The sequence below is a fragment of the Streptomyces sp. CY-1 genome (assembly GCF_047218265.1).
Lineage (GTDB): Bacteria > Actinomycetota > Actinomycetes > Streptomycetales > Streptomycetaceae > Streptomyces > Streptomyces niphimycinicus.
In genome coordinates this window covers 3205243-3221435 of sequence record NZ_CP178393.1, presented here as the reverse complement: position 1 = coordinate 3221435, position 16193 = coordinate 3205243, and the positions used below count along the sequence as shown (strand labels likewise).

Annotated in this window: 17 protein-coding genes; 7 read left to right on the top strand and 10 right to left on the bottom strand. The window is 71.8% G+C overall.

Annotation, left to right across the window (positions count from 1 at the left end; genetic code table 11):
• Positions 1–19: 19 nt before the first annotated feature.
• Together hrpB and ACK1X7_RS13860 are read right to left on the bottom strand one after the other, a co-directional pair.
• Positions 20–2740, bottom strand: a complete 2721-nt coding sequence (hrpB, locus tag ACK1X7_RS13865; protein ID WP_413115130.1) for an ATP-dependent helicase HrpB — start codon at positions 2738–2740, stop codon at positions 20–22.
• Entirely contained in the window at positions 2725–3597 is an 873-nt protein-coding gene (locus ACK1X7_RS13860) for a class I SAM-dependent methyltransferase (RefSeq protein WP_385142386.1), read from the bottom strand. The genes hrpB and ACK1X7_RS13860 overlap by 16 nt, the downstream gene beginning before the upstream one ends.
• 368 nt (positions 3598–3965) lie before the next feature.
• Between ACK1X7_RS13860 and rpsA the strand changes: the two genes are divergently transcribed.
• Positions 3966–5474 (top strand): 30S ribosomal protein S1, encoded by a 1509-nt coding sequence (gene rpsA, locus ACK1X7_RS13855; protein WP_093460957.1) that lies wholly within the window; start codon positions 3966–3968, stop codon positions 5472–5474.
• Positions 5475–5534: 60 nt separating this feature from the next.
• Here rpsA and ACK1X7_RS13850 read toward each other — a convergent pair whose 3' ends face one another.
• Positions 5535–5996, bottom strand: coding sequence for a hypothetical protein (locus ACK1X7_RS13850; RefSeq protein WP_385142389.1), 462 nt, complete (start codon positions 5994–5996; stop codon positions 5535–5537).
• Positions 5997–6283: 287 nt separating this feature from the next.
• Between ACK1X7_RS13850 and ACK1X7_RS13845 the strand changes: the two genes are divergently transcribed.
• The 3 genes from ACK1X7_RS13845 to ACK1X7_RS13835 all read left to right on the top strand — a co-directional run bounded on the left by ACK1X7_RS13845 (position 6284) and on the right by ACK1X7_RS13835 (position 8436).
• A complete protein-coding gene (locus ACK1X7_RS13845; RefSeq protein WP_208518998.1) occupies positions 6284–7228 on the top strand; it encodes a PAC2 family protein in 945 nt (314 codons plus the stop codon).
• A 38-nt stretch (positions 7229–7266) separates the two neighbouring features.
• Entirely contained in the window at positions 7267–7875 is a 609-nt protein-coding gene (gene coaE / locus ACK1X7_RS13840; RefSeq protein WP_385142392.1) for a dephospho-CoA kinase, read from the top strand.
• A 192-nt stretch (positions 7876–8067) separates the two neighbouring features.
• Positions 8068–8436, top strand: a complete 369-nt coding sequence (locus ACK1X7_RS13835; RefSeq protein ID WP_216345684.1) for a tetratricopeptide repeat protein — start codon at positions 8068–8070, stop codon at positions 8434–8436.
• A gap of 125 nt (positions 8437–8561) precedes the next feature.
• Here ACK1X7_RS13835 and ACK1X7_RS13830 read toward each other — a convergent pair whose 3' ends face one another.
• On the bottom strand, positions 8562–8768 hold the full coding sequence (locus ACK1X7_RS13830; RefSeq protein ID WP_385142395.1) for a hypothetical protein: 207 nt from the start codon (positions 8766–8768) through the stop codon (positions 8562–8564).
• 174 nt (positions 8769–8942) lie between these two features.
• A complete protein-coding gene (locus ACK1X7_RS13825; protein ID WP_398159385.1) occupies positions 8943–9248 on the bottom strand; it encodes a DUF6343 family protein in 306 nt (101 codons plus the stop codon).
• Positions 9249–9403: 155 nt separating this feature from the next.
• On the opposite strand from ACK1X7_RS13825, the gene ACK1X7_RS13820 reads away from it, so the two are divergent.
• Positions 9404–10612: an ADP-ribosylglycohydrolase family protein gene (locus tag ACK1X7_RS13820; RefSeq protein ID WP_385142401.1), complete on the top strand. Its 1209-nt coding sequence runs from the start codon at positions 9404–9406 to the stop codon at positions 10610–10612.
• A 33-nt stretch (positions 10613–10645) separates the two neighbouring features.
• Here the strand turns inward: ACK1X7_RS13820 and ACK1X7_RS13815 are convergent, their stop codons facing one another.
• A complete protein-coding gene (locus ACK1X7_RS13815) occupies positions 10646–11875 on the bottom strand; it encodes an FUSC family protein (protein WP_398159306.1) in 1230 nt (409 codons plus the stop codon).
• Between the two features lie 64 nt (positions 11876–11939).
• Between ACK1X7_RS13815 and ACK1X7_RS13810 the strand changes: the two genes are divergently transcribed.
• Positions 11940–12446: a type II toxin-antitoxin system PemK/MazF family toxin gene (locus ACK1X7_RS13810; protein ID WP_253209407.1), complete on the top strand. Its 507-nt coding sequence runs from the start codon at positions 11940–11942 to the stop codon at positions 12444–12446.
• 69 nt (positions 12447–12515) lie between these two features.
• Here the strand turns inward: ACK1X7_RS13810 and ACK1X7_RS13805 are convergent, their stop codons facing one another.
• Complete coding sequence (locus ACK1X7_RS13805; RefSeq protein WP_390792972.1) at positions 12516–13067, bottom strand: DUF1697 domain-containing protein; 552 nt, start codon at positions 13065–13067, stop codon at positions 12516–12518.
• An 80-nt stretch (positions 13068–13147) separates the two neighbouring features.
• On the opposite strand from ACK1X7_RS13805, the gene ACK1X7_RS13800 reads away from it, so the two are divergent.
• On the top strand, positions 13148–13795 hold the full coding sequence (locus ACK1X7_RS13800; protein WP_398159305.1) for a uridine kinase: 648 nt from the start codon (positions 13148–13150) through the stop codon (positions 13793–13795).
• Between the two features lie 57 nt (positions 13796–13852).
• On the opposite strand, the gene ACK1X7_RS13795 is transcribed toward ACK1X7_RS13800, so the two are convergent.
• From ACK1X7_RS13795 to ACK1X7_RS13785, 3 genes are all read right to left on the bottom strand, one after another.
• Positions 13853–14512: a DUF4360 domain-containing protein gene (locus ACK1X7_RS13795; RefSeq protein WP_361504841.1), complete on the bottom strand. Its 660-nt coding sequence runs from the start codon at positions 14510–14512 to the stop codon at positions 13853–13855.
• Positions 14513–14542: 30 nt separating this feature from the next.
• The gene (locus tag ACK1X7_RS13790) at positions 14543–15196 is read right to left on the bottom strand and encodes a DUF4360 domain-containing protein (protein ID WP_398159304.1); all 654 of its coding nucleotides are present in this window, start codon (positions 15194–15196) and stop codon (positions 14543–14545) included.
• 345 nt (positions 15197–15541) lie between these two features.
• Positions 15542–16180 carry a methylated-DNA--[protein]-cysteine S-methyltransferase gene (locus ACK1X7_RS13785; RefSeq protein ID WP_390793035.1) on the bottom strand — a complete coding sequence of 213 codons (639 nt, stop codon included), beginning with the start codon at positions 16178–16180 and terminating at the stop codon, positions 15542–15544.
• Positions 16181–16193: the final 13 nt, after the last annotated feature.

Genomic DNA, 16193 nt, shown 5'->3' with positions numbered 1-16193 from the left:
CGGCGGACGTTGGGCGGGCTCAGCGGCGGGTGTTGGTCCGCCGGGTCGGCTCGGCCGTCGATGGATCCTCCGGCCATGGATGCTTGGGGTACCGGCCGCGCAGCTCGGCCCGCACCGAGCGGTAGCCGTCCTTCCAGAACGACGCCAGATCGGCGGTGACCGCGGCCGGACGCCCCGCCGGGGACAGCAGATGCACCAGCAGCGGCACCCGTCCGCCCGCGATCCGGGGCGCCTCCTGCCAGCCGAACAGCTCCTGAAGCTTCACCGCCAGTACGGGCCGGTCCGCGCCGTAGTCCACCCGCACCCGCGAGCCGCTCGGCACCTCGATCCGCTCCGGCGCCAGCTCCTCGAACCGCGCGGCCTCGCCCGTGGCCCACGGCATCAGCCGGGCCAGCGCCTGTCCCGCGTCCACCCGCCCCAGATCGGCCCGTCCGCGGGCCCGCGCCAGCTCCGTCCCGAGCCAGTCGTCCGCGCGGTCCAGCAGCGCCGCGTCGGAGACATCCGGCCAGGCCCCGCCCAGCTCCCGGTGGAGAAACGCCATCCGCTGCCGGACCGCCGTGGCCTGCGCCGACCAGCGCAGCAGCCCCGTCCCCGCGCGCCGCAGCCCCTCCAGCAACGCCTGCCGCACCAGCTCTGGATCGGGCTTGGCCAGCGGCCGGGACACCAGCTCGATCGCGCCGAGCCGGGCCACCCGGCGCGCCACGACGTCCCCGTCGGCCCAGTGCACCTCCGCACCCTCCGAGGCCAGCGCCGCGGCCGCCGCCCGGGCGGTCTCCTCGTCGGTCACGGCCGCGAGCCGCACCCGCGCCGACGCGGCGGTCACCGGCCGGTCCGCGACGGCCACCGCGAGCCATGGCGCCCCGCCCAGCCGCGAGCCGTCGGCCAGCTCCGCGCCCGTCCCGGCGGCCATGAGGTACGCCCGCTCGCCGCGCCGCCGGGCCACCCGCTCCGGGAACGCCAGCGCGGCCAGCAGCCCCGCCACGGCGTCGTCGCCGCGCGCCGCCCGCTGTGCGCCACGCGCGTCACCTGCGCCACGCGCGTCACGTGCGCCACGCGCGTCACCTGCGCCACGCGCGTCACGTGCGCCATCTGGCCGCGCGTCGCCCGTGCCGGTCAGAGCCTGTTCCAGCCGCCGGGCCTCCTGGCGCCAGCGGGCGGCGTAGGGGTCGCCGCCGTGGCGGGCGGTGCGCCAGGCGGCGGCGAGGTCGTCGCCGTACTCCCTCGGGGGCTCCTCGCTCAGCAGGGCCACCACCTCGGCGGCCCGGCGTGCGCCGACCTCCTTCGCGCCGTCGATGAGCGCCCGCGCGAGCCGGGGGTGGAGGCCGAGGCGGGCCATCCGGGTACCGCGCTCGGTGGCCCGTCCGGCGGCGTCCACGGCGCCGATCGCGGTCAGCGTCTCGCGGGCGGCCGTCATCGCCCCGGCGGGCGGCGGATCGAGCAGGGCCAGCCCCGAGGCGTCCGGATCGCCCCAGCACGCCGTCTGGAGCGCGAAGGCCGTAAGGTCCGCGCCGGCGATCTCCGGGGACGGGAAACGCGGCAGCCGGGCGTCCTCCGCCTCCGGCCAGCAGCGGTAGACCACCCCGGGCGCCTCACGCCCCGCACGGCCCGCGCGCTGCCGGGCGGCCGCCCGTGACGCCCTTACGGTCGTCAGCGCGCTCAGCCCGCGTGCGTGGTCCATCCGGGGTTCACGTGCCAGCCCGCAGTCCACCACGATCCGCACGCCCGGCACGGTCAGGCTCGACTCGGCGACCGAGGTGGCCAGCACCACCCGCCGCCGTCCGCCGTCCGCGCCCGCCAGCACCGCCTCCTGTACGGCGGCGGGTGCCCGCCCGTGCACTTGCAGGACCTCCGCCTCGGCGAGCCCGCCCAGCTTCCCGGCCACCCGGGCGATCTCCCCGACGCCCGGCAGGAAGCACAGCACATCGCCCTCCCGCTCGCGCAGCGCCCGCCGTACCACGGCCGCGACATGGTCCAGCAGGGCGGGGTCCACCCGCATCCCGTGCGGCGGCCGTACGGGGCGCTCCGGCGGCGCCCACACCACCTCCACCGGATGGGACACACCCGGGGCCGACACGACCGGTGCGGGCCCCTCAGGGCCGCCCCCGCCGTCCGTCGCCCCTTCCCCGCCGTCCGTCCCGCGCTCGCCACTCTCCCCGTCGCCGAGCAGCCGCGCCCAGCCCTCCGCGTCCGTGGTCGCGGAGGCGGCGATCAGCCGCAGGTCGGGGCGCAGGGCGGCCCGGACGTCCAGCAGGAAGGCGGCGGCCGTGTCCGCGTCCAGATGGCGCTCATGGCATTCGTCGAGCACGACCACATCGACGCCGGCCAGCTCCTGGTCGCGTTGCAGCCGTTGCAGCAGTACGCCGGTCGTGACCACCTCGACCACGGTCCCGCGGCCGGCCTGCCGCTCCCCGCGCACGGTGAAGCCCACCTTCCCGCCCGGCCGCTCGCCCAGCAGCCACGCCATCCGCCGCGCGGCGGCCCGTGCCGCGATCCGCCGCGGCTCGGCGACCAGCACCCGCCGCACCGGTCCGCCGCCCACCAGCCCGGCGAGCACCAGTGGCACCAGCGTGGTCTTACCGGTCCCCGGGGGCGCGCACAGCACGGCGACCCCGCGGTCGTCGAGCGCGCGCAGCAGCGCGGGCACGGCCTCGCGTACGGGAAGGCGGTCGAGGGCCTCGGCGCGCGGGTCCCCAGGAGTGGTCAACGCCTCTGCTCCGATTCCGCTCAGTCCCGCTCGCATATGAAGATCGCCGTGCCCGGGATGAGGTTCCCCCGCAGGGGGGACCAGCCGCCCCACTCCTGGTGGTTCCACGCGGGCCACTCCGGCTCGACCAGGTCGACCAGCCGGAAGCCTCCGGCCACCACGTCGCGCACCCGGTCGCCCACCGTCCGGTGGTGCTCCACGTAGACGGCCCGGCCCGACTCGTCCTGTTCCACATAGGGCGTGCGGTCGAAGTAGGAACCGGCGACGGACAGCCCCTCGGCCCCTGGTTCGTCGGGGAACGCCCAGCGGATCGGATGCGTCACCGAGAAGACCCACCGCCCGCCCGGCCGCAGCACCCGGCGCACCTCGCGCATCACCCGCACCGGCTCGGCCACGAACGGCACCGCCCCGTACGCCGAGCACGCGAGGTCGAACGAGCCGTCCCGGAAGGGCAGTGCCGTGGCGTCGGCCTGTACCAGCGCGACCCCGGCCCCGTCGGCCGTCCCCTCGCCGCCCCCGGCGGCGGCCTCCGTGTCGATCCGCCGCGCGTGCCGCAACTGCCGGTGGGAGAGGTCCAGCGCCACCGGCCGCGCCCCCTGGGCGGCCAGCCAGCGGGCGCACTGTGCGGCGCCCGCGCCCACCTCCAGCACATCGCGCCCCTTGAGCGCCTCCACCGGGCCCAGCAGCCCGGCCTCCGCCTCGTCCAGCCCCTCCGGGCCCCAGATGAACCGGTCGTCGCCCAGGAAGGCGCCGTGCTCCTCCTGGTACTCGTCCGCGTTGCGGTCCCACCACCGCCGGCTGGCCCGGCTGCTCTCCGCCTCGCCCGCGATCCGGCGGGTGGCCGTCGGCTCGGCCGTCTCCTCGGCGGTGCTGGGCTCGTGTTCTTGGACCATCGCGCGCGTCGTCGTACTCTCTGTATCGACCTGTGGCTGCGGGGCACGGTGAAGACCGCGTCGCAGTACGGACCATGCAATTTGCCGGGTTCGGGGAGTTAATCCCCACGTGTGCTCTTCGTGCATTGACCATGCCCGGCTGCCCCCGTATGCTACAAGTTGCGCTGCGGGCCTGTGCGCCTCGGACCGAGCAGGCCGCACTCGCATCTGTTGTATGTCCCCTCGGTTGTCGAGGTGCATGGGCTTTTCGATCATTCGAAATCGGAAAGATTCGGTGCCTCCTAGGCTGTCCGGCTTCGGCAGTGCGATAAGGGCTCCCGGCGTAGCAGTACCTACGACTTCATGTCCGTACCGGAGCCCTTTTCCACATGACGAGCAGCACCGAGGCAACCCGCACCACCCCGCAGGTGGCGGTAAACGACATCGGTTCCGAGGAAGCCTTCCTCGCCGCGATCGACGAGACGATCAAGTACTTCAACGACGGCGACATCGTCGACGGCGTCATCGTGAAGGTCGACCGGGACGAGGTCCTGCTCGACATTGGTTACAAGACCGAAGGCGTCATCCCCTCCCGCGAACTGTCGATCAAGCACGACGTCGACCCGAATGAGGTCGTCGCCGTCGGCGATGAGATCGAGGCCCTCGTCCTCCAGAAGGAGGACAAGGAAGGCCGGCTGATCCTCTCGAAGAAGCGCGCCCAGTACGAGCGCGCTTGGGGCACCATCGAGAAGATCAAGGAAGAGGACGGGATCGTCACCGGTACCGTCATCGAGGTCGTCAAGGGTGGTCTCATCCTCGACATCGGCCTCCGTGGCTTCCTCCCCGCCTCCCTGGTGGAGATGCGCCGCGTTCGCGACCTCCAGCCCTACGTGGGCAAGGAGCTCGAGGCGAAGATCATCGAGCTCGACAAGAACCGCAACAACGTGGTCCTGTCCCGCCGCGCCTGGCTGGAGCAGACCCAGAGCGAGGTCCGCCAGACCTTCCTCACCACCCTCCAGAAGGGCCAGGTGCGCTCCGGCGTCGTCTCCTCCATCGTCAACTTCGGCGCGTTCGTGGACCTCGGCGGCGTCGACGGTCTCGTCCACGTCTCGGAGCTGTCCTGGAAGCACATCGACCACCCCTCCGAGGTTGTCGAGGTCGGCCAGGAGGTCACGGTCGAGGTCCTGGACGTCGACATGGACCGCGAGCGCGTCTCCCTGTCGCTCAAGGCGACCCAGGAAGACCCGTGGCAGCAGTTCGCCCGGACCCACCAGATCGGTCAGGTCGTCCCGGGTAAGGTCACCAAGCTCGTTCCGTTCGGTGCGTTCGTCCGCGTGGACGAGGGCATCGAGGGCCTGGTCCACATCTCCGAGCTGGCCGAGCGCCACGTGGAGATCCCGGAGCAGGTCGTCCAGGTCAACGACGAGATCTTCGTCAAGGTCATCGACATCGACCTCGAGCGCCGCCGCATCAGCCTCTCGCTGAAGCAGGCCAACGAGGCGTTCGGTGCCGACCCGTCCGTGGTCGAGTTCGACCCGACCCTGTACGGCATGGCCGCGTCCTACGACGACCAGGGGAACTACATCTACCCCGAGGGCTTCGACCCCGAGACCAACGACTGGCTCGAGGGCTTCGAGACCCAGCGGGAGGCGTGGGAGACCCAGTACGCCGAGGCGCAGCAGCGCTTCGAGCAGCACCAGGCGCAGGTCATCAAGTCCCGCGAGGCCGACGAGCAGGCCGCTGCCGAGGCGGGCAGCGGCGCCGCTCCGGCGCCCGGCGGGCAGGCTTCCGGTGGCGGCGGTTCGTACTCCTCGGAGTCGGCCGACAACTCCGGCGCCCTGGCCTCGGACGAGGCGCTGGCCGCGCTTCGCGAGAAGCTGGCCGGCGGCCAGAGCTGATCACCGGCCGCTAGTCGGCACCAGCTAATGGGTAAGGCCCGCTCCCCTGGGGAGCGGGCCTTACGCATGCCCGGGTCGCCGCACACTGACCGAAACGGAGTCCACGGTCACGCTCCGGGCGGCGTCGATCCTGATGCCCTCCCGGCCGCCGCGGACCGTGATCCCCCTGACGGTCCAGTACGAGGCGCCGTTCAGCCGCAGCCCATAGCCGCCGCTCGCGGTGAGGACCGCCTTCGACGAGCCGGTGAGGGTGATCCGCGAGCCGGAGGTGCCGGAGGCGGTGATCTCGAAGCTGCCCCGGTACCTGCCGTCGGCGAGCCGGATCGTATCGCCGGGCCGGGCCCCGGCGAGGGCCTCCCGGAGCCCGTCCGTGTCGTTCACGGAGATCGGGACGGCGGTCGCGGCGGGGGCCTCCCGCGCGGTCGTACCGGCCGCGATCAGCCCGCCGGCGGCGACCAGCCCGGCGGCGGAGGCGGTGACGAAGGTGCGTAATCGGGTGGGAGTGCGGCCGGGGGAGTGCATAGGAGGCTGCCTTCCTGTGCCGTGGCCAGAGGTGAACACGCTGGGTTCTGGTCAGTGAACGCCGGATGACATGATGAACCGCTGACGGCTGGCGAAGATAGGCGTGCCGCATATGCGCGTCAACCCCGCGAAGTGCGCCGACGTCGAGTTCGGGCCGCTCCCGTTGGCCCAAATGGGCTCCTCCGCACCGCGGTTCATGGCCGCCGGACCATCGCGGCCCCCGCTCGGGGAATGCCCCCGCCCTCGTCCGGTGTTCTTCGGAACGGACACAAGGAGGAGCGGTCACAGTGCAAGATCCGCAGGAGTTGTACGCATGGGAACCGAGCGGGCTGGCGGAGGTCGACGCGATAGCCTCGCGGGACTCGGCCGGGCTGGTGCTGCTGTACCACTTCGACGGCTATATCGACGCCGGAGAGACGGGGGACCAGATCGTCGAGCGGCTGCTCGACGGCCTGCCACGCAAGGTCGTCGCGCGCTTCGACCATGACCGGCTGGTCGACTACCGGGCCCGGCGGCCGCTGCTCACCTTCCAGCGCGACCGCTGGACCGCGTACGAGACCCCGAAGCTCGAGCTGTATCTGGTGCGCGACGCGACCGCGGCCCCGTTCCTGCTGCTCGCCGGGCCGGAGCCGGATGTGGAGTGGGAGCGGTTCGCGGCGGCCGTGCGCCAGATGGTCGAGCGGCTGAACGTACGGCTCGCGGTGAACTTCCACGGCATCCCGATGGGCGTGCCGCACACCCGGCCGGTCGGCATCACCCCGCATGGCAACCGCATCGATCTGACACCGGGTCACCGCGGCTTCTTCGACGAGGCCCAAGTGCCCGGCAGCGCCGAATCCCTGATCGAGTACCGGCTCGCCGAGGCGGGCCGCGATGTGCTCGGCGTCGCCGCGCATGTGCCGCACTATCTGGCCCGGTCGGCCTATCCGGACGCCGCGCTCACCGCGCTGGAGGCCATCACCGCGGCCACCGGTCTGGTCCTGCCGGGGCCCACGCACGCCCTGCGCAACGACGCCCTCAAGACGCAGGAGGAGATCGAGCGGCAGATCTCCGAGGGGGACGAGGAGCTGGTCGCGCTCGTACGGGGCCTTGAGCACCAGTACGACGCGGTGGCCGGGGCCGAGAGCCGCGGCAATCTGGTCGCGGAGCCCGCCGAGCTGCCCTCGGCGGACGAACTGGCCGCGGAGTTCGAGCGGTTCCTGGCCGAGCGGGAGGGCGAGGGTGGAGCCTGAGCGAGGAACCCGCCGGTGCGCCGTATAGCGTGGGCCCCATGCTGAAGCTGGGGCTCACGGGCGGAATCGGCGCGGGCAAGAGCGAGGTCTCACGGATCCTGACCTCACGGGGAGCGGTGCTGATCGACTCGGATCGGATCGCTCGCGAGGTGGTCGAGCCGGGAACGCCTGGACTGGCCGCCGTCGTCACCGAGTTCGGCCCCGAGGTGCTGACCGCCGACGGCCATCTCGACCGGCCCAAACTCGGCGGGATCGTCTTCAACGACCCGGAGCGGCTGAGCGCGCTGAACGCGATCATCCACCCGCTGGTCCGGGACCGCTCCGCCGAGCTCCAGGCGGCGGCCGCCCCCGACGCGGTCGTGGTCCATGACGTCCCACTCCTGGCCGAGAACAAGCTGGCCCCGCTCTACGACCTGGTCATGGTCGTGGACGCCACCCCCGAGACCCAGCTCGACCGGCTGGTACGGCTGCGCGGCATGGCCGAGGACGAGGCGCGCGCCCGGATGGCGGCACAGGCCACCCGAGCCGACCGGCTGGCGATCGCCGATGTCGTGATCGACAACAATGGCCCGATCGAGGCGCTGGAGCCGCAGATCACCAAGGTCTGGGCCGATCTGGTGAAGCGGGCGGCCGGCGCGGAGGGCTGAGCGGGGGCGCGGAGCGCGCGGGGCAGAGCCGGGGCGCGGCGCGGAGCGTGCGCGCGCCCGTGGCGGGGAATGCGGCGTGCGGGGTGATTGTTGTGGACCTCGTAGCGAACGATCAACCATGACAGTTCATCCCATCCCCTCACCCGATCCACCGCCTCATCACCGTGCACGTACCCGGGGAAGGAAACGGCTGTGCCCGAGCCCACGCCCGAGACCCACGTCATCGACTACCGCGCCGCCGAGCAACTGCTCGCCGCCCGAGATCCACGGGGCGCCGTGAAGCTGCTCGACTCCGTCATCAGCTCCCACCCCGAGAACACGGCGGCCCGGCTGCTGCGGGCGCGCGCGTTCTTCCTGGCGGCGCAGTTGCGCTCGGCGGAGCTGGAGTTCCAGCTCGTCCTGGAGCGCGAGCCGGACAACGCGTTCGCCCACTTCGCCCTGGCCCGCACCCTGGAGCGGGCCAACCGCTCGGCCGAGGCCACCCGCCATTTCCGGCTGGCCGCGGCGCTCGATCCGCGTCCGGACTTCGTCGAGGCGGCCCGGTTCGGCGAGCGGGACTGAGGGGTCGGACAGACGGGGCGCGGGCTGGGCCGCGGCGAGTGCCTGGCCCGGACTCCGCCCCATCCGCCGGTGCGTACACAGCGGCCCGTCCCGGGCCGCTGTGCGCCGGTCCGGCCAGCCCCCGGTCAGTGCCAGAGGGCGAACCCGCCGAGGACCACCGCCCCCAGCAGCACCACCCCGCCGAGCCCCAGCGCCACTCCGCGCTGCCGGACGAGGTCGTACGGGTCGGCCTCCCGTCCCGGCCGCGCCCGCTGCCGCCCATGCGGCTCCCCGGTTCCGGAGAGCATCAGCCCGAGCGCACAGAGCGCGATGCCGATCGCCAGCACTCCCATGACGGCCCCCTGTGGCGACAGGTACTCAGCAGGTACTCGGCAGTATCTCCCGGAATGCGGGGCTCCCGGCCGTCGATATCCCGTCACCCCCGGAGCGCCGCGCACGCCTTACGGCTTCCATGTTTTACGGCGTCCACGCCATGCACGCCTTACGGCCGCCACCCCGCGCACGCCTTACGGCGTCCGGCGCCGTCCGCGGCTCTGCCCGCGCTCACCGAGCGGTGCGTACGGCGGCACATCCGGGCCGGGCTGATAGTGCGGCCCCTGCCGGATGTGCCGGATGACCAGGACCAGATCGACCAGGGTGACGACGGCGAGCGCAGCACACGCGGCAGCCCATCCCGGCCGGCCCACCACCGCGAAGGCCACCGCGCCGCCGAGCGTCCAGAGCAGCCCCCAGGTGGCCAGCCCCAGCCGCATCCGCAGTGGGCTGCGCGCGTGGACCGGTTCGTCGCCCGTTCGGATCAACCGCGTCGGCATGGGCATCGTATCTCCCGATTTCGACAGCCTTCTTCTATTTTCCTCCGATTTGTGACTCCTCGAATCTACCGCCGAGGGGCGCCCCCCGACACCTGAGATCATGGCGTGAGCATCCACATGGGACGGCATGGGCCCAGGACGATGAGGAGCTGCCAGTGATCCGCCAGTCATGGGACGAATCGGCCGCCAAGCGGGCCCGCATCCGCGGCTGCCTGCTGGGCGGGGCGATCGGGGACGCGCTCGGCAATCCGATCGAGTTCCTCTCCCTGCGGTCGATCCGCGAGACCTATGGCGGCACGGGCATCACCACCCTCGTCCCGGACGGCAGCGGAGTCGTGGGCCGGGTCACCGATGACACCCAGATGACGCTCTTCACGGCGGAGGGCCTGATACGGGCCCACGCCAGATCCTCGTCCAAGGGCATCGCGGGGTCCGAGACCGCCGTCGTCCGCCATGCCTATCTGCGCTGGCTGGACACCCAGAACCACCCCGGGCCGCCGCCCGCCGAGGGCACCGGCGACCTGGTCCGCACCGGCTGGCTGCGCACCCAGCCCTGGCTGTACGCCCGCCGCGCCCCCGGTAACGCCTGCCTCTCCGGCCTCACCAAGGAGCATGTCCCCGCCCCGCGGGCGCCCCTGGACGGCACCCCCGGCCCGGTGAACCCCGGCTCCAAGGGCTGCGGCACCGTGATGCGCTCGGCGCCGTTCGGCCTCACCGGGCTCGACCCCCGCGACTGCTTCGAACTCGCCGCCCGCTGCGCCACGATCACCCATGGCCATCCGACCGGCTCCTACGCGGCCGGTGCCCTGGCCGCCATGATCGCGTGCCTGCTCGACGGCGAGTCCCTCGAAGGCGCGACCCTGCGCGCCCTGGAACTCCTCGCCCGCTACCCCCGCCACGAGGAGACCACCGCCGCCCTCCGTAAGGCGGTCGACCTCGCGGCCGACGGCGATCCGACCGCCGAGAAGGCCGAATCGCTCGGCGGCGGCTGGGTCGCCGAGGAGGCGCTGGCCATCGCGGTCTACAGCGCCCTGGCCCGTACCCCCGCCCAGCAGATCCTCTACGGCCCCGGCGGCAAGATCAGCTACGATCCGGCGCCCCCGCGCACCCCCGTCCAGGCGGCCCTTCTGCTCTCCGTCAACCACTCCGGCGACAGCGACTCGACGGGCTCGATCTGCGGCAACCTCCTCGGCGCCCACCACGGCGACCTCCGCCTTCCCCCGTCCTGGCTGGCCCGGACCGAGGGCCGCGGCACGATCGCCGAACTCGCCGACGACTTCGCCTTCGAGTTCCACCGCTCCGTGGAGCTGTACGAGCCCTACGACGACGTGGTCTTCCCCCGCGACCGCTACCCGCTCGGCTGACCGCGCCCGGCAGCCGGGGTGCGCGGCCACCGCTCAGACAGCCGTGGAGCCGTCCTTACGGTCGCGCCGGATCCAGCGCTGGATCTTGTGGAGAAAGAGCAAGCGCTCGCGCTTCTCGCGGGTGCTGCGGTCGAGCTCTTCCATGAGGCGCTTGGAGCGCTGCTCCATGTCGAGTTCGTCGAGGATCCGGTCGATCTCCGCGAGCAGGGCACCGTGGAGCTGCCACTGGCGAGGATGTTCCTGGACGCGGCGCAGCAGGAGGTCGGCGCCGCGGTCGCGGCCGGCGTGGGCCTTCACCAGCTCGCTGGCGAGACGGGATTCGGCTTCTTCGGCGTTGGCGCTGACCTGCGTGGTGACCAGGACGGCAAAGCTCTCGACGGCGGCGGCTAGATGGACGAAGAGGTCCTTGAGGGCCTCCGCCACCTCCGGAGGGAAGAGGGGCTCCTCCGTCCGCGCCTTGGCGAGGTCGGTCAGGGTCCGGGACATGACACGCAGGATGACGGTGCAGATCTCCAGCGTGTCCAGGCCGGTGCGGAGCACCACGCGGTAGAGGAGGCCCTCCTTGACGCGGGGGTTGAGCCGCACACTGTCCTCCGCCTGGCGGAGTGCGGCGTCCACCTGCGTGATGTCGTGATCGAGCCGCCGCGCCTCGTAGAGACGGGCGGCGGCGCGGTCGACGGCGATCTGGCTGCCCAGTTCCTGGCCGATGTGCAGCATGAGCTGACGCATCCGGCGGGCCAGGTCCTCGATGGACTTGCCGGCCGTCTCGACCCACACCGGAGGGGCGAGGAAGAAGTTGAAGGCCATCCCGACACCGGCCCCGATGAGGGTCTCCAGCACCCGGTCCCAGGCGTAGGTGGTCACCTGCGCCACCCCGAGGACCAGCATGGCGCTGATCGCCACCTCCTGGACCCAGTCGCCCACCCGCGTGAGGTAACCGGCGGTCTGCGCGGCGAGGATGATCAGACACAGACTCCACCAGGTCAGCCCCACCAGCACGCTGAAGGCGACGGCGATCAGGACGCCCACGACCACGGCCTCGACCCTGCGCAGGCTCCGGGTGAGGGTCGCGTAGAGGGTGACCTGGACGACGAGGAGGGCGGTCAGCGGAGCGGTGAGCGGAGCGGGTTCCTTGCTGAGTTCGAGGGCGACGACGTACGCGATGGTCGCGGCCGCCGTGGAACGCACTGTCTGGACGACCACGGGGTCGTGGCGCCGTTTGACGAACTCTGCCACCGGGTCGGGAACATCAGGCACGTACATGCCCCTTCCACACGGAGGGGGCCGCCATGTCATCGGCCGCCGCGTACGGGTTAACGTGTCGCGCGTGATCAGGCCATTCAACGGAACGCAGGGGACGGAGGACGGCGCGGCGCTTCCCGGAAGCACCGGTCCCGCCGCCACCGTCGAGGCTCATCCGCGCCAGGTCGGGCGGGTACGGACGGAGTACGCACCCGATCCGGACGGGGACCCGGACCCCGGGGAGATCGTCTGGACATGGGTGCCGTACGAGGAGAACGACGGCCGCGGCAAGGACCGGCCGGTGCTGGTGGTCGCGCGGGAGCGGGGCGGGACGCTGCTCGCCGTGCAGCTTTCGAGCAAGCGGCATGACGCCGACCGCGAATGGGTGCCGATCGGCTCCGGGCCCTGGGACCGGGCCGGGCGGGACTCCTGGGTCGATGTGGACCGGGTGCTGCGGGTGCATCCGGACGGGATGCGGCGCGAGGCGTGCGCACTCGACCGGCCGCGCTTCGACCTGGTCGCGATGCGGCTGCGGCAGCGATACGGCTGGAGCACAACAGGGCTCACGCTGGGGGACGCACCTCGGGATTGAGGGGTGTCCCTCGGGGGCGAGGGGGCGTTTCTCGAGGTTGAGGGACGTGCCTCTCGCCGAGGAGACGTCTCAGGCGTCGGCCAGCGCCAGCAGCTTGGTGACCGTATTCCAGTTGCGGGCGGTGGCCGGCACGCCGAGCCGGGCGTTGGCGACCTTCGCGGCCAGCTTGGAGCGGCCGATCCCGTCCGGGCAGCGCAGGAAGATCTCGCGGCCGATGAGGCGGAACTCCTCCGGGGCGTAGGCGGCCGGATCCAGTGCGTCCAGCGCGGCCAGCGCGGCCGGGTCCGTGGGCACGTCCGCCAGGAAGACCACATGCAGGGTCTTGGGCTCGGCCGCGGCCTCCGGATAGGGGTTGGCCTCGATCGCCGCGGCCAGCTCATCGCGGGTACGGACCATCACGGGCACGGGAAAGCCGAGGTCGGCGGCGAAGCCGTCCTCGAGGGTGCGGGCCGTCCGCTCGGGCGGGGTGCCGGGGTCGGCGAAGACGATATTGCCGGTCTGGAGGTGGACGGTGACGTCCTTGAAGCCCAGCTCGGCCATCAGCTCACGCTGCCGGGCCATGGGGAACTTCCTGTTCCCGCCCACATTGATGCCGCGGAGCAGCGCTATCTGAAATGCCATGGCTCGGAGGGTACCTCTCGCCGAGCCGCGCGGCCGGGCCCCCGCGGCCCACGCTCCGGGGCCCACGGCATGATGGGGGCGTGCGGCTCGAAGCGATCACCTGGGAACGGCTGACCGACGCGACCGCCGACCGCATCGCCGGGCTGACGGCGGCGGACGGCGGCCCCTGGCTGAGGGTGGCCCTGGACGGGGCTCCGGCGGCGCCCACCGCCGAGCTGGCGCGGGATCTGTCGGAGGCGCTGCGGATCCGGGGGCGTCCGGTGCTGGTGGTCGGTTCGGCGGGGTTCTGGCGGCCCGCCTCGCTGCGCTATGAGTGGGGGAAGCGGGACCCCGACGCGTACTACGACCGCTGGCTGGACATCGGCGCCCTGTGGCGCGAGGTCTTCGATCCGCTGGACCCGGGGGCGGGCGGTACCGGGCGGGTGCTGCCCGACCTGTGGGATCCGGTGACCGACCGGGCCACCCGCAGTCCGTACGCCGAGCTTCCGCGGGGCGGGGTGCTGCTGCTGCACGGCGCTCTGCTGCTGGGCCACTGGTTCCCGTTCGATCTGTCGGTGCATCTGCGGCTGTCCCCGGCCGCCCTCGCCCGCCGCACGGAGGAGGACGACCACTGGACCCTGCCGGCCTTCGCGCGCTACGAGGACGAGGTGGGGCCCGGTGAGGCGGCGGATGTGGTGGTGCGGATGGACGACCCCCGGCATCCGGCCTGGCACCGCCCCGAGCCGTAACCGGGTACGTCTCGGGGCGGTGCGCGGGACATCATGTCCGGGGTGGTGCGCGGAAGGTCACTTCTTGGCCGGGCATTCCTTCCAGGCGAAGTGATAGGTGGTGCTCACATCGCCGTCGGTCGAGTCCATCGCGATGAAACTGGTCGTTTCCTTGGTGTCGGACGTTCCGGCGTTGGCTCGCAACTCGGTGTTGATGTTGAAGTTGCGGAGTTCCCCGCAGGGCGACCACACCACGGTCGCGATATCGGCCGTGTCGGTGACCTGCCAGTTGTCGTCGTAGGAACCGGCGAACTCATGCGTGTTGGACGAGGTCTGCGACTGCCCCTGGAAGTAGTACGAGGCTTTCTGCGTGGCGGACGCGCCCTTTTCCAGATGGGCGAAACCACGGTAGTCGACGCTGGCGATGGCGTAGGAGAAGCCCTGTGGCACATGCATGACCAGACTGAGCTGACAGTTCTTTCTGAAGTCCGTCGGCTTGGCTCCCTTGCCCACCTGGGCGAGATACTCGCTGTAGGTCACGGTGAAGGCCGTGTTGTCGGGGGACACGGCGATCGCCGCGGTGCCCGCCGGGCAGCCCGATCCATTCACGGTCGCGACCGTGATCACGATCTTGTCGGGTGGCACGGTGTCGAACGGGGGTTGCGCATATGCCTGGGAAGTGAGCGTCGAGGCGAATAACGCCGCGACCACGCCGCCTGCGTACAGAACACCGGGCATGATTCTCCATTCGATGGTGGATTTACCGTGCTACTGGGCGGCGGCGGGGCATTCCTTCCAGGCGAGGTGGTAAATGGTGCTGACGCCGCCGTCCGTCGAGTCCATGGCCATGAAGCTGGTGCTGCCCGCGGCGGAGGTACCGGCGCTGACCCGCAGCTCGGTGTTGACGTTGAAGTTGCGGTCCTGGCCGCAGGGGGCCCACACCAGGGCGCTGTAGTCGGTGCTGTCGGTGGTCTGCCAGTTGTCGTTGTACGGACCGCTGAATTCATGGGTCCGTGACGCGGTGTCCGCCGAGCCCTGGAAGTAGTAGCTCGCCTTCTCGGTGCCCTTGGCGCCCTTTTCGAGGTAGCCATAACCCCGGTAGTCGACCTGGGCGATGGCGTACGTGAATCCCTGCGGCACATGCACGCCGAGGCTGAGCTGGCAGTTCTTGCGGATGTCGGTCGGATCCGCGTCGGGGCCCACCTGGGCGAGATAGTCGCTGTAGGTCACGGTGAAAGCCGTGTTGTCGGCGGCGGCGGCCACGGCGGCGGTGCCCTTGGGGCAGCCCGATCCGTTCACCGTCTTGACGCTTATCTGGATCTTTTCCGGCGGTCCATCAGGAGCCGAGGAAACGCCTTGGGTGGAAAGGGCCGAGGCGAATAGCGCCGCGACCGCGCCGCTCGCGAGCAGAACACCGGACATGGCTCTCCAATTCGATCACTTGTGGGGACGTAGTTGAGCGGTGAATTTCCAAGGAGCGGGAAGAACAGGGCGTGCGGGGGTAGGGCAGGGGGGAACCGCGGGAGCGGGTGGAGCGGAAGATCGGTGGAACGGGGAAGAGCGGATGAGCGGAAGAGCAGAAGTGCGGGGAAGAGCGTTATCGCGCGGTACGGTTCGTACGGCCGAACGCAATGAGAGCCCCTTGCCCGGCAGGTGACGGAATGCCAGGGCGATGGGCGCTCTTAAGATAGGGGTGATAGGCAAGCGCCACAAGACGGCCGAGGAATTCCGGAACAAGATATTTCCGTCCCGGCCGGGAAGAACGATTCAGAAGAGCGGTTGCGGAAGGACGCCTTCCAGTGCCAGCAGGGAGCGCTTGGTCTCCAGCCCGCCGCCGAAGCCGCCGATGCCGCCGTCGCTCTCGACCACCCGGTGGCAGGGCACCACGACCGGCAGCGGATTGCTGCCCATGGCCATGCCGACGGCGCGGGCCGCGCCCGGCTCGCCCACCCGGTCGGCGAGGTCCTGATAGCCGACGACCGTGCCGTAGGGGACATGGGCGGCCAGCTCGCGCAGCACCCGGCGGTTGAAGCCGGTGGTCAGGGACCAGTCCAGGGAGAGGGTGAACGCCTTGGTGTCCTCGGCGAAATAGCTCTCCACCTGCCGGATCGCCCCGGCGAGCTGCTCGGCGCAGCGAGGCGCCGCCGGGGCGGCCGCGGTGCCGGTGGCCGCGGAGGGCGCGGGCGTGGGCTCGGTGCCCAGGCGGCGCGTGAGCCTGGCGACGGCCTCGGCCGCCGTCTTCTCCGCCGCGTGGAAGACCACCTGGACCAGCCCCTCGTCCGTGGCCGCGAGCAGCAGCGGGCCGATGGGCGTGGCCGGAACCGCCCAGGCCCAGGCGCGCGCGTCCCGCCGCTCCGGCCGCTCCGGCCCCTCGTGCGGGTCCCGCCGTGTCTGCCGCTCCGCGATCGTCACGCCTTCA